Origin of the sequence: Eggerthella timonensis, from assembly GCF_900184265.1 — a bacterium.
Lineage (GTDB): Bacteria > Actinomycetota > Coriobacteriia > Coriobacteriales > Eggerthellaceae > Eggerthella > Eggerthella timonensis.
In genome coordinates, this window is the sequence record NZ_FXXA01000002.1 from 1,242,754 (window position 1) to 1,255,198 (window position 12,445).

The following is a 12,445-nucleotide window of genomic DNA, read 5'->3' on the forward strand; positions in this document are numbered from 1 at the left end:
GCATTGACACATGGAACTGATCGATTTCTCCCTCTATGAGCGCGGCTGGATAAACTACGGAGGCTCGGAGCGCAAGGAATCCATCCTTGTTCCCAACGGTGATGGAACCTTCAGTGACTACATGCTCAAATTTCGCAAACGCACGCCTTTCGGCATGAGGTACAACCACGTTTCCGAATACCTCGGCTCGCATATCTTCGAGCTGCTTGGATTCGATGCCCAAAAGACCTTCCTCGGCACATTCGAAGGCGAGGACGTGGTTGCCTGCAAGAGCTTCGTAGGCGCGGGCGAACAGTTCGTCCCGTTCAACGATGTGGGCGAGAGCACGCTCGACCAGGATAAGGAACGGTATCAATACGAATACGCGGACATCATGCAGATGCTTCGCGACAATTCGAAGCTCGTCGATGTGTCGGGGACGATCGCAATGTTCTGGGAGACGTTCGTTGTCGATGCGCTCCTCGGAAATTTCGATCGACATGGAGCCAACTGGGGATTCGTCAAACGCAATGGTGCTTATTCGCTCGCGCCGACCTTCGATAACGGCTCGTGCCTGTTCCCCGCGCTTGTCGACGAGGATGAGATGGAGCGCGTCATGGAATCGGAAGACGAGACGGCGAAGCGCGTATACGGGTTCCCCACTTCTCAAATCCGGTTGCGTGGGCGGAAAAGCTCGTACTATGACGTCGTGTCCAGCTTGGAATTCGACGAGTGCAATCGAGCCCTGCGAGAGGTCATGGAGCGTATGGACTTGGAAGCGGCTCATCAGCTCGTGCGATCCGTTCCGAACATAAGCGATCGGCGCAAGGAGTTTTACTGCCATATGCTCGATGCGCGCTATCGGGGCATTCTGGAAGCCCCCTATTCGGACCTGGTGAGGAGGGGCGCATGAGGGAATCGACGACTACGGGAATGATCAGCCTCGATGGTCCCGGGGGCCTGGTATACGAGGTGGGGGCGATCACGTACCTGGTGCGCGAGGACGAGTCGTTTCGCTATACGTTCGTTCCGAATTGGCCGGTGATCGATTTGCTCGAGCCCCCGCTTTTTCAGGGGGTGCCGGGGTACGACCTGTCGCTGCGTAAGCGGGAGTACGTGCGCGAGAACGTCACCCCGACGTTTGTGAGCGAGCGGGCACCGTCCGAGAGCCGCGAGGGCTTGTGGCAGCTCCTCGATGCATGCGGCATGGAGTACCTCGACAAGATCGAATGGCTCATCAGGACCGATACGCGCTACATAGGAGATGGCTTGTACGTTCGGCCGTTTGAAGAACGCGAGGTCGGTACCGATGTCGACGTGGCCGACGCGATCGCGGGCGCCGCGAACTCCGAGCAGGCTGCAAGAGCGGTGCTTTCGGCGCTGTGCCGAGGCGATGCCCTCTTTCTGAACGGCGAGCCTATTGCCGACAGCGAGCGCAAGGTGCTGCACGACGTCCTTCTATCCATGTACGAGAAGGCGTATCGCGCGCGCGAGGAGAAGCGCATCTCGGGTGTGCGCGCGGCTGCCGAGCGGGGCGCGTACAAGGGCCGCAAGCGCAAGCCGATGGACGAACTCGTGCTGCGTGAGGTGGTTTCGAGCTATGAAGCGCGCGAGCTGGATGCCGAAGAGGCGGCGGCTCGGCTCGGCGTGAGCGTCTCGACGTTTTTCCGGAGGCTGAAAGAGCTTCGGTCGCAAGGGTAATGGCCGTGCAGCGCGCTCATGCCTTCTTCTGCTCGTCGATGGTCTGCTCGACCAGATTGAGGATCTCCTGCTGGTTGTGGACGTCCATCTTCGCATAGATGTTGCGGAGGTGAGTCTTCGCGGTGGACTGCGTGATGACGAGCGTGTCCGCGATATGCTGCGCGGTGCGGCCGCGTGCCAGCAATACGAGGATCTCCTCCTCGCGCCCCGTCAGCTGGTACTGGTCGGTGAGCGCATGGCACGCGTTCTGCAGCTTGTTCGCGTGGGGAAGCGCATCGTGAACGTCGGGTGCGTCAGGGCCGGGCCATTGACCGCGGATTGGCGTGTGGTAGTCGGTGATGCTTCCCGAAAGCGACGTGATGGCTCCGCAGGCGAACAATACGACAAGCGCGATGACCGAGCTGGACACGAATACGTCGGGCGACATATGCTCCAATAGAAGAGAGCTCGCCGCCTTGCCTGCGGTGAACGAGAGGAACGCGACGCACCAGGGCATCAGGTACGGCCGTTTGCTTTCGATGAGGAAGGGGGCCAGCATGATAAAGAGGAACACCAGCTTCTGCGTGATGTTCAGCAAGACGAGGTAGAGGAATATCCACGTCTCGTTCACGAAGGACGACAGCCACAAGGCAAGAAGCACGGTGGGTATGAGGAACACCTTGTACAGCTCGAGGCTCCGCCTGTTCCAGAAGTACTGGACGAGCACGAGGATAGCCGCTCCGCCGCATGCGGTGCCCACGGCCGTGCCCAGCTGGATGATGAGCGATACCGTCCCGCCGTCTTGCAGGGGAATCCATTGGTAGTGGATATGTCCGAACACCACGGCATAGCAAGCCAGCGACAGCATCATCGTCACGACGAATACTCGTCGACCGCGAGGAGCCTGGTCCGAGGGGACGATGAGGGATCGATCGGGGCAGCCGATTCCCGCCACCAAGCTCCGCTCCGGGCTCGCGCAGGCGTCCTCGCTCGGGATGTCGTCGCGATCCGCACGCGGCGCGCGCGAACGGGCGTATTCCCTGAAATAGCAGAGCAGCACCATCGACACGATGGGGAGCAGCGATACCGTGCCGTAGGCGGCATCCACCTTCAGAAACGCGATGAGGCTGTTCATTGCCGCTACGACGATGGTGCCCAGGCCCAGCACGGCGGCGCAGGCGCGCGCCCCGTAGGGAAAGAGCGCTTTCATCCAGAGAAACAGGATGACGCCCTCTCCAAGCCCGAACACGATGCGCGCGATGGAGGATACGATGGGGTTGTCCTCCCATACGCTTTGCTGCAAGACGACGAACATGGAAGCCGTCATCAACGCTCCTGCGCCGATGACGATCGCGGCGGGAACGTGGGTGGGCGCGTCCAGCTTGCGATACGCAAGAGCCAGCATGATCAGGAGAAGGAACGATACGAGCGACGCGACGGCGTGGTATTCGCCGCTGATATTGACGGTTCTGATCGTCGAGAGGCGGTCGCCTTCGACGGCGAGCAGCGCGCATCCGAAGCCGATCGAAGCGATCGCGATTCCCGGCACCTCGCGAATCGCCAGCGCAAGCGGCGACGATCCTCGTTCGTCTGTCATGCGGACCCCCTTTTACTCACATCCCCATGGCGATAAGGCTCGTTCGAGCATTGTCGTCAGTATAGCAATTCGCCGATACCGCGGCGGCGGGCGGATGGCGAAATACCACTCTCGGTGGTAGGTCTTTCATGAGCTCGATAGTAGGGTTTCTGACCTGGTTGAACAGAGTTCGCATCAGCGGTGGGGTGCTCAACTCGCGCTCGATCTGCATCATGGTTCGCACGGACGCTTGGTCCGGCCCGCTCGTTGGAGTGCGGGTGAAAAGGGAACCGGCAGAGGAGGAGCTATGGCGAACACCACGCAAAGGCGGTCGTTTGGCACCATGAGCCGTCGCAGCTTCATGAGGCTCGCAGGGGTGACGAGCGCTGCGCTTGCGCTGACGTCGGCAACGGCGCCGGCGGCGCTTGCCGAAGAGCACGACAGCGGAACGGTTGCGTCGTCGGACGGCGTGCAGCGTATTCGCACGATGTGCCGCGGGTGCGGCAAGATGGAATGCGGCGTGTGGGTGACGGTGGAGAACGGCCGCGCTATCAAGATCGAGGGGGACGAGAGCTCGTTCGCGTCGTCGGGGAACAGCTGCAGCAAGTCGCAGGCTTCGCTGCAGGCGTGCTACCATCCCGATCGGCTCGCGTATCCCATGAAACGCACGAATCCCAAGGGCGACGACGATCCGGGTTGGGTGCGCATCAGCTGGGACGAGGCTCTCGCCGAAGCCGGCACGAAGCTCAACGAGATCAAGGAGCAGCGCGGCGGGAACTCCATGTTCTCGATGTGCGGCACCAGCCGCATCTACTGCATGGCGAGCGCGCTCGGCATGCAGGGCATTCTGAACACGGCGAACACCCATCAGGCGTACCAGATTTGCAAGGGTCCCCGCCATGTGGCCACCGGCATGGTGTCGGCTCGTGCGTACAGCTGGATGGCCACGGTCGACCGGCCGAGCGTGTTCGTGCAATGGGGCGGCGCTTCGGAGCTGTCCAACTACGATGACTCGTGTCGCACGACGGTCGATGCTGCAGTCAAGGCGGACAAGCACATCATCGTCGATCCGCGTCAGACGAACCTCGGCAAAGAAGCCGACATATGGAATCCGCTGCGTCCCGGCACCGACGGCGCGGTGGGGCTCGGCTGGCTCAACGTGATCATGGAGAACAACCTATACGACGAGCTTTGGGTGAAGCGGTGGACGAACGGCCCGTTCCTCGTGTGCGAGGATATCGAGCCTTCCGGTTGGCAGCAGATGGGTGCCGGCGGTCCAGAAGAAATCAAAACGCGCCTGCTCAAGGAATCCGATGTGCAGGAAGACGGCAGTCCGAAACGGTTCATGGTCTACGATCAGTTGAACCAGCGGCTTACGTATTTCGATGCGGATACGGGATACTGGGAGGGCGAGCAGCCTCGCACGCTGACGGGGAAGGAGGCGCGGCAAAAGCACCTCGCACCCGGCGTGACGCAAGGTTGGGTGCCCGATCCTACCGGGTTCGATCCGGAGATCGATCCTCAGATATTCGGGCAGGTGGAAGTCACCCTGAAAGACGGTTCGACTTCGGTCTGCAAAACGGTGTGGCAAACGTTCTCAGACTACGTAGCCGATTTCACGCCCGAGAGGGTGGAGGAGATCACCAGCGTTTCGGCTGATGCTTTGCGCGAGGCGGCCATCACCTATGCGACGCCCATCGATCCATCGACCGGATACGGCAACGGTGGCATCCAGTACATGCTGGCCATCGAGCATGCGTGCAACTCGGTCCAGAACAGCCGTATCTGCGATCTCATCGTGGGGATCACGGGGAACTTCGACACCCCCGGCGGCAATCGCGGCGCAACGGCCGCGACTTTCGACGAAGAGTTCGCCATGATGGGCAGCGGTCTGCCCATGGCGTCGGCTGACTTGTGGGACAAGGTGCTGGGCGTGGAGGACATTCCTTTGCTCAAGCATCACGGCATCTGGGCCGATTCGACGGCCATTTGGGATGCGTGCAACAACGAAGGGGCGCCGTACCCGTTGTACGGCGGCGTCTGCCAGTCGGGCGATGTGATGAACATGTCCAACGCTCTTTGGGGTTGGGAAGGCTTGAAGAAGCTGGACTTCCTGCTGGACATCGACCTGTGGCATACGCCCACGTCCCAGTTGGCGGATATCCTGCTGCCTGCGCGCCATTGGCTCGAGGTGGATTGCCCTCGCCGCTCCCAAGGGTCTGGCGGCATGGAGGGAAGCCATTGCAAGTGCGTGGAGCCCCTCGGCGAGAGCTGGTTCGACGTGGACATCATCATCCAGCTGTGCAAGGCCATGGGCATTCCCTGGAGCGCCGACCCCGACGATCCGTGGCCGGACTCCATCAAGGAGCTTGATGCGGCATGCGAGCCGATGGGTCTTACCTGGGAGGAATGGAAGCAGGAGTTTCAGAAGACCGGTTTCCGCGACTGCAAGAAGGAATACCCCGACGACTGGGGCACCTACCGACGCTACGAAACGGGCCACTGCCGCTCCGATGGCAAGCCGGGCTTGCAGACGCCCACGCTCAAGCAGGAGATATGGTCGACCATCATCGAGACGTACCATCCTGACGGCCGGTACAACCTTCCCACGTATTCCGAGCCCCCGGAGAGCCCCGTTGCACAGCCTGAGCGGGCTCAGGAGTACCCCTACATCATGACGACGGGCCGTCGCATTCCCGTGTACTTCCATTCCGAGCACCGGCAGCTGCCGTGGTGCCGCGAGTTGTGGCCGGTGCCGCGCGTAGAGATCAACCCGAAGGATGCGCTTGAGCTCGGCATAGAACAGGGCGATTGGGTGTGGATCGAGACAGAGCGCGGCAAGGTGCGACAAGTGGCGGATCTCTATCACGGCATCCGCCCGGGAACCATCAACTGCGAGCATCAGTGGTGGCTGCCCGAGTTCCACGGCGCGACGAAGGGTTTCGACCTCATCAGCATCAACTGCCTGGTGAACAAGGACATGCGCGATCCTCTGTGCGGATCTTCGTACGCGCGCGCTTACAACGTGAAGGTGTACAAAGCCACGCCCGAGAACTCGCCGTTCGGCAATCCCGTGCCGTGCGACGTCGACGGGACCGAGATGATCACGTCGCCCGATGACCCGCGTTTGAAGGAATGGCTGCCGAACTACGAGGGGAGGGACTAGGCTATGACTCAGTATGCGATTGCCACCGATCTCAATCGGTGCGTAGGCTGCCTGGCATGCTCGGTGACCTGCAAAGTGGTGAACGACGTTCCTATCGGGTCGTATTGGAACAAGGTGCTGCGCATCGGCCCGAATCCGAAGTTCGAAGGCGCCGAGTTCCCCGATGTGGAGATGTACTTTCTCACCGTGCAATGCCAGCACTGCGCCGACCCCGAGTGCGTGAAGGTGTGCCCGACCGGCGCCTCGCACAAGCTGGAGGACGGAACCGTGCAGATCGACAAGTCCAAGTGCATCGGCTGCCAGTTCTGCGCGATGTCGTGCCCGTACGGCGTGCGGTATTTGAACGAGGTCGAGCGCGTGGTGGAGAAGTGCACCTTGTGCGAGCAGAAGATCGCCCAGGGAGAGCTGCCGCAGTGCGTCACGCAATGTGGCGGCCGTGCGCGCTATTTCGGTGATCTGGAGCAAGGGATCGCAGGTTTCGAGGGCCCGGCTCCCATCGATATCGCTTCAAGGAACGTCGACTACGATGCGACCGTCCAGAGTCGCGCGAAGTTGGTCGACGAGATCGAGTCGTATGCCGAAAGCGATGTGTATCGCCTGCCAAACGTGGGGAACAACCCGAGCTTCGTGTACATCCTGCGCAATCGTACGTGGCAAGGAGGCGGTGAATAATGGAACTCCAGTGGCCTTTGATTTTGTTCACCACGCTGGTGGCGTGGAGCGCGGGGCTGTTCGGGACGCAGGCCTTGATGGCCGTGTTCGGCGTCGGGAAGCGGGCGCAGGTGCCGGCTTGGGTTGTGTCGGCCGTCTTGCTGGCCGCCGGCGGGATCGCGGTGTTCTTCCATCTGGAGCACTGGGAGCGGATCTTCAACGGGTTCGGGCACCTGACTTCGGGCATCACGCAGGAGCTGATCGCGATCGTGGTGCTTGCCGTGGTCGCCGTGGCCTACCTCGTGCTCATGCGCAAGTCCGACGACGGCGCGAGCGTGCCGAAGTGGCTGGCGTGGCTGTCCGTCGCGCTGTCGGTGGCGCTCGTGGCCGTCATGGCGCACTCGTACACCATGGCCGCCCGTCCCGCGTGGGACTCGATCCTCTGGATCCTCTACGTCCTCGGCAACGCCTGCGTGTTGGGGCCCGCGACGTTCCTCCTCCTCTCCGCCTTGGCTGCAGGGGGACCCGGGGACCAGCCCGCCGAGCGCGCAGCCGGCGCCGGGGCCTCCGCGGGTCTCGCGGCCCTCGCCGGCGCCGCCGCGAACGCCCTCGCGGCCCTCGCCTTCGCCGCCTTCCTCCAGCTCTCCGCCGGCTCCTTCGCCGACGTCGGCCTCTACTTCGACCCGACCCACCCGACGAAGGCCATGGCCGACGCCGCCGCGACGGTGGGCTCCCAGGCCCCGCTGCTGTGGCTCGGCGCCGTGGCGGTAGGCGCGATCGTCCCCCTGGCCGCAGCCTTCATGGGCAGGCGCACGGGGAACTGGAAGCTCTGGGCCCCGGCAGCCATAATCGCCGCCCTCGTCGGAGCCGTCTGCATGCGCGTCGTCTTCTACAACCTGGGGCTCAGCGTGTTCATGTTCTACTAGCGCATCCCCCCGATAGCGCCTGCGGGGGCGCCGCCGACCAGGTGAGCCCTCCCGCAGGCGCACAGAGAGGCCCCGGCCCTCCTCGAGCGCGATTCGTCTCCCCATACCCCCTTGCAAACGACGGATCGCCCTCGAGGAGGGCCGGGGCCGGGCTCCCGAGCGGGTTCCGGCGCCTCTTCTGCAACTTTTTCGACTTCGTGGCAAGTGGGCTCCCGAAGCCGGTTCTCCCATCAGGCGTTTCGCAAGCGCAAGAAAACGCGCGGCAACCGCGAGGCCACCATGTGCAAGTAAATCCCCAGGTGGCACTCTGTTCCGCTTGCCACGAAGTCGAAAAAGTTGCAGAAAGCAGACCAAACCTTGCAACGAGTCGCCCGCCGTCCTCATGAGCGTCCTCATGAGGACGGCGGGCCTCAATTCCGGCAGAACCTATCCCTCCACGCCGCTTTCTCGCTCTAGCAGGTCGATCAGCTCTTGTTGGGAGTGGACGTCGGTTTTGCGGTAGATGCTCTTCACGTGGCTCTTCACCGTCTCGTCGCCGATGACCAGCTCCTCGCGTATGTAGGCGCGGTTGCGCCCCTTCGCCAGCAGGAAGAACACCTCGATCTCGCGCGGCGACAAGCGGCAGCTGCGCGCCAGGCGCGTGCCCGCCTTCTCGAAGTCGGACGTGGCGTCGGCCTCCTCCATCGGTTTCACGAACCCCCAACCCGTGTTCGCCGACCCGCTTCCCATGGCGAACAGCGCGATGATGAGGATCACGAACACGATGCCCGCCGACAGCATGGCCAGCCCGAGGTCGCCGTGCACCACGGTGAGCGCGAGGGCGGCCGCGACCGAGCCGACGAACTGCCCTAGCTGGATGCACAGCAGTCCCCAGCCCACCACCCAACCGGTCGGCACCCTGCCGCGCGACGCCAGCACGGGCCACAGCGCCCACAGCACGATGTAGAAGTACTGGTAGCCGAACTGGTGCACGGCGGTGCCGATGACGTTCCACGGCTCGTGCAGCGGCAGGAACAGGAACCCCGCCGCCATGAGCGGCAGCGCGATCTGGTACGTGAGGTGGTCGAAGTCCATCTTGTACACGCTCATCGTGACGAACACGGCCAGCGCGCCGCCTGCGATGGCGATGATGTTCAGCTGGTCGCGCACGCCGATCCAATCGTCGCCCACCGGGGCGATGAGTCCCTTCATGGCGCCGAACGACACGCCGAAGAACACGGCGATCACCATCATGCGCACGGGAGGCTTCTCGTGCACGCGCACGTTGCGCATCGCGCGCGGCGGCCGGGGCACGCTACGCTTGAAGTGGACGAAGCATCCCATGCTGACCAAGGGGAGCAGGGCGACCACGAGCTGCGCTGCGTCGACGGGCAGCATCCGCACGAGCAAGTACGCCACCGCGGCGATGAGCAGCGACACCACGCTGTAGTTCACGGTGCGCTGCGATCCTAACGATGCCAGCAGCTCGGCCCACAGCACCACGACGATGCCGCTGCCCACGCCGGTCAGCAGCGATCCGGTCAGGTAGAGGGTCGAGGCGGCATCGCCCGTGCCGGCGAGCGCCGGATGGGAGATGGCGACGGTGCCGAGCGCGGTGAGCGCGGCGGCAAGCTGGGGGAGCCCCTTCACGTCGGACAGCGGATTGCGCACGTAGGAGAGCAGCAGCAGAAACGCGATGGTCACCACGTTCGCCAGCAGCGACGTCACCCAGAGCGGCTCGAGCGCGATGCCTGCAAGCCCCGTTGCCGCGCCCGCACCGCCTGACGAACCGAGCAGCGTTCCCTCGCCGTAGAACAGCGAGCTCCAGAACACGCACCAGATCCAGGTCCAATGGGCCGCGAACCCCAACAGGTCGGGCGTGCGCCACAGCTCCTTGCGCAACGATGGTTTCATCCGCATCCTCCCCTTGCATGCATCGAACGCCTGAATCGCGCGCCGCGCGCGGATGGCGTATCCCACAGCGATCCCCGTCGGAGATTATACGCGAGCGCATCATCTTCTGCTGCTCTGCCCGTGCGAAAAGCATCCCCCAGGTAGGGGGAAATCCGGGAGGGGAGGCGAAGTTCCCCCGGTCGACGGGATGATGACCGGCGAGGTCGGGCGTATGGTCGATGCAACGCGGCGACAAGGGGCCGCGAGCAAGCAATGGAGGAGGGAATCACTCATGGAGGAAGAGAAGAAGCAAGGTCTTTCGCGTCGAGCGTTCTTGGGTCTGGGCGGCACCGCGCTCGCGGGTGCGGCCGTCGCCGGGCTGGCAGGCTGTGCGCCACAGGGTTCCGCCGATGCGGGCAAGGCCTCGACGTCCGGCGCGGCCGACGGCGCGACGGGCGGCATGCCCGTGGCCGACAGCGGCGCTTCGGCCGGTCCCGATGTGGCCGGCATGCACAGCTGGGAGATCGCGCCCGAGGACATCCCTGCGGACAAGATCACGAACACCGAGGACTGCGACGTGCTCGTCGTGGGTGCGGGCCTCGGCGGCTGCTGCGCCACCATCGCCGCGCTCGAGGAGGGCGCGAAGAAGGTCATCACCATCGACAAGAACCCCGAGTGCGTGGTTGCGCGCGGCGTCCATATCGCCGGCTTCCACACGAAGGTGCAACAGGGTCTCGTGGATCAGGGCCTCGTCGAAGAGCCCAATTACAACAACGTCGTGCGTCGCTGGATCAACTGGGCGCAGGGCCGTGTGAAGGAGCCGCTGCTGTGGGAGTTCGCGCACAAGAGCGGCGCGTGCTTCGACTGGCTGTACGACCTGGCCACCAAGAAGGGCCTCGAGGCGCTGCTGTGGGACGGCTACTACAAGGGCCCCGACTACACCGAGTACCCGGTCACGCACATCTTCTACCAGGCCGACAAGTACGAGGAGACCATCAACTTCACGTTCTATAAGGGCTCGGGCGTGGGCGACGTGTACGGCAACGCGGTGCTCGTGCCGGCGCTGTACGAGACCATCGAGGAGCTGGGCGGCGAGATTCGTTGGGAGACGAAGAGCGAGCGCCTCGTCCGCGACGGCGACGGCCCGGTGACCGGCGCGATCGTCGCCACCGGCAAGAACGAGTACACCCAGATCAACGCGAAGTCGGTCATCATCGCCTCGGGTGACTACGCCGCCGACGACGAGATGTTCCAGTACTACTCGCCCATGACCGCCTACGCCATGGACGGCCGCTTCTACAATCCGCCCGACGTCGACACCGGCGACATGCACAAGCAGGCCCTGTGGGCCGGCGCGGCCATGCAGAAATCCGAGCCGCATTCGGCCGTCATGCACCTCGACTTCGGCGCGGCCAGCTACGGCTTCCTGCATGTGAACTGGGAGGGCAAGCGCTTCAAGAACGAAGACGTGAACACCCAGTCGAAGAGCGTGACGAAGGCGCTGCAGACGCAGAAGGACGCCTGGACCATCTACGACTCCCACGGCCTCGAGCAGGTGAAGGCCCAGATGGACGCCGGCCTCGGCGGCGGTTTGCAGTGGGGTCAGCTCACGCAGCCCGTGGGCGGCGAGTACAACCTGGAGGCGCAGCAGATCGTGCTCGAGGGCGAGGTCGAGAGCGGCCAGACGCTGAAGGCCGATTCGCTGAAGCAGCTCGCCGAGAAGATGGGCGTGCCGCCCGAGAACCTCGAGGCCACGGTCGCCCGCTACAACGAGCTGTGCGACCTGGGTAAGGACCTCGACTTCGGCAAGCGCCCCGAAGTGATGGGCAAGGTGCAGGATCCGCCGTTCTACGCCGGCAAGCTGGTGGCCAGCCTGCTCACCATGTGCGGCGGCCTGCGCACGAACACCGACTGCCAGGTGCTCGACGCCGAGGATAAGCCGATCGAGGGCCTGTACGTGTGCGGCTCGGCCGCCGGCGAGTTCTTCGGCGCGGGCGACTATCCCACCTACGTGCCGGGCATCGGGCACGGCCGCTGCGTGACCTTCGGCCGTATCGCCGGCATCAACGCCGCCGGCGGCGACGCCGACGCGAAGATCCCCAGCCTCGACATCTAAGCCATTCCTCCCGGGTGCCGCCTCCCGCGGCCCCCGGCCCTCATCGACGAGCCGCCGCCCCTCCCTCCCTGGGGCGGCGGCTTTTCTGCAATGAGACAAAGGGACGGAGGTTTTGTCTCGTTCGCGCCCCTTCGCGTCGTCCGCCTCGCGTGCGACGCAACCGCTTCGATCGACGCACGCCTCGAAAGCGGCATCTGGCGGCATCTCTGCAACTTTTTCGACTTTATGGCAAACTGGCTTCTGCGCATGATCCCCTCATCAGGCGTTTCACTGCCGTTGTTCGCCGAGTCGGCGGGAGGCGGGAATCAGGGGAGACAAAACCCCTGGTGGCACGCCGCCCACTTTGCCACAAAGTCGAAAAAGTTGCATAAGCGGCAGCGATTCCCGCTTCGCGGCTACGACGGGGCAGAAGCGAGACGGCAACCCCGTCCCGTTGTCTCTTAATGAGACATTTACCCCGTCCCTTTGTCTCATCCCGA

The 12,445-nt window shown here is 63.7% G+C and carries 8 protein-coding genes; 6 read left to right on the forward strand and 2 right to left on the reverse strand.

What is annotated here, in order from left to right; translation table 11 throughout:
* Nucleotides 1-10: 10 nt before the first annotated feature.
* Together C1A15_RS05110 and C1A15_RS05115 are read left to right on the forward strand one after the other, a co-directional pair.
* Nucleotides 11-892 carry a HipA domain-containing protein gene (locus C1A15_RS05110; protein WP_101721556.1) on the forward strand — a complete coding sequence of 294 codons (882 nt, stop codon included), beginning with the start codon at nucleotides 11-13 and terminating at the stop codon, nucleotides 890-892.
* On the forward strand, nucleotides 889-1,680 hold the full coding sequence (locus tag C1A15_RS05115; RefSeq protein ID WP_101721557.1) for a recombinase family protein: 792 nt from the start codon (nucleotides 889-891) through the stop codon (nucleotides 1,678-1,680). The genes C1A15_RS05110 and C1A15_RS05115 overlap by 4 nt, the downstream gene beginning before the upstream one ends.
* Before the next feature lie 16 nt (nucleotides 1,681-1,696).
* Here C1A15_RS05115 and C1A15_RS05120 read toward each other — a convergent pair whose 3' ends face one another.
* Nucleotides 1,697-3,256, reverse strand: a complete 1,560-nt coding sequence (locus C1A15_RS05120; protein WP_101721558.1) for a helix-turn-helix transcriptional regulator — start codon at nucleotides 3,254-3,256, stop codon at nucleotides 1,697-1,699.
* 286 nt (nucleotides 3,257-3,542) lie between these two features.
* Between C1A15_RS05120 and C1A15_RS05130 the strand changes: the two genes are divergently transcribed.
* Genes C1A15_RS05130 through C1A15_RS05140 form a run of 3 tightly spaced genes read left to right on the forward strand, consistent with a single transcriptional unit; the run spans nucleotide 3,543 to nucleotide 7,978 of the window.
* Nucleotides 3,543-6,401, forward strand: a complete 2,859-nt coding sequence (locus C1A15_RS05130) for a molybdopterin-containing oxidoreductase family protein (protein ID WP_101721559.1) — start codon at nucleotides 3,543-3,545, stop codon at nucleotides 6,399-6,401.
* Nucleotides 6,402-6,404: 3 nt separating this feature from the next.
* Entirely contained in the window at nucleotides 6,405-7,073 is a 669-nt protein-coding gene (locus C1A15_RS05135; protein WP_101721560.1) for a 4Fe-4S dicluster domain-containing protein, read from the forward strand.
* Nucleotides 7,073-7,978 carry a dimethyl sulfoxide reductase anchor subunit family protein gene (locus C1A15_RS05140; protein ID WP_101721561.1) on the forward strand — a complete coding sequence of 302 codons (906 nt, stop codon included), beginning with the start codon at nucleotides 7,073-7,075 and terminating at the stop codon, nucleotides 7,976-7,978. The genes C1A15_RS05135 and C1A15_RS05140 overlap by 1 nt, the downstream gene beginning before the upstream one ends.
* 426 nt (nucleotides 7,979-8,404) lie before the next feature.
* Here C1A15_RS05140 and C1A15_RS05145 read toward each other — a convergent pair whose 3' ends face one another.
* Nucleotides 8,405-9,871: a LuxR family transcriptional regulator gene (locus tag C1A15_RS05145; RefSeq protein WP_101721562.1), complete on the reverse strand. Its 1,467-nt coding sequence runs from the start codon at nucleotides 9,869-9,871 to the stop codon at nucleotides 8,405-8,407.
* A gap of 271 nt (nucleotides 9,872-10,142) precedes the next feature.
* Here C1A15_RS05145 and C1A15_RS05150 point away from each other — a divergent pair, with 271 nt between their 5' ends.
* Entirely contained in the window at nucleotides 10,143-11,966 is a 1,824-nt protein-coding gene (locus tag C1A15_RS05150) for an FAD-dependent oxidoreductase (protein ID WP_101721563.1), read from the forward strand.
* The last annotated feature ends 479 nt before the right edge of the window (nucleotides 11,967-12,445 follow it).

What these genes read in the sequence shown, in the direction of transcription:
- C1A15_RS05120 (WP_101721558.1), bottom strand. Translation starts at nt 3,256, where the DNA reads ATGACAGACGAACGAGGATCGTCGCCGCTTGCGCTGGCGATTCGCGAG.
- C1A15_RS05140 (WP_101721561.1), top strand. Translation starts at nt 7,073, where the DNA reads ATGGAACTCCAGTGGCCTTTGATTTTGTTCACCACGCTGGTGGCGTGG.
- C1A15_RS05135 (WP_101721560.1), top strand. Translation starts at nt 6,405, where the DNA reads ATGACTCAGTATGCGATTGCCACCGATCTCAATCGGTGCGTAGGCTGC.
- C1A15_RS05130 (WP_101721559.1), top strand. Translation starts at nt 3,543, where the DNA reads ATGGCGAACACCACGCAAAGGCGGTCGTTTGGCACCATGAGCCGTCGC.
- C1A15_RS05115 (WP_101721557.1), top strand. Translation starts at nt 889, where the DNA reads ATGAGGGAATCGACGACTACGGGAATGATCAGCCTCGATGGTCCCGGG.
- C1A15_RS05110 (WP_101721556.1), top strand. Translation starts at nt 11, where the DNA reads ATGGAACTGATCGATTTCTCCCTCTATGAGCGCGGCTGGATAAACTAC.
- C1A15_RS05145 (WP_101721562.1), bottom strand. Translation starts at nt 9,871, where the DNA reads ATGAAACCATCGTTGCGCAAGGAGCTGTGGCGCACGCCCGACCTGTTG.
- C1A15_RS05150 (WP_101721563.1), top strand. Translation starts at nt 10,143, where the DNA reads ATGGAGGAAGAGAAGAAGCAAGGTCTTTCGCGTCGAGCGTTCTTGGGT.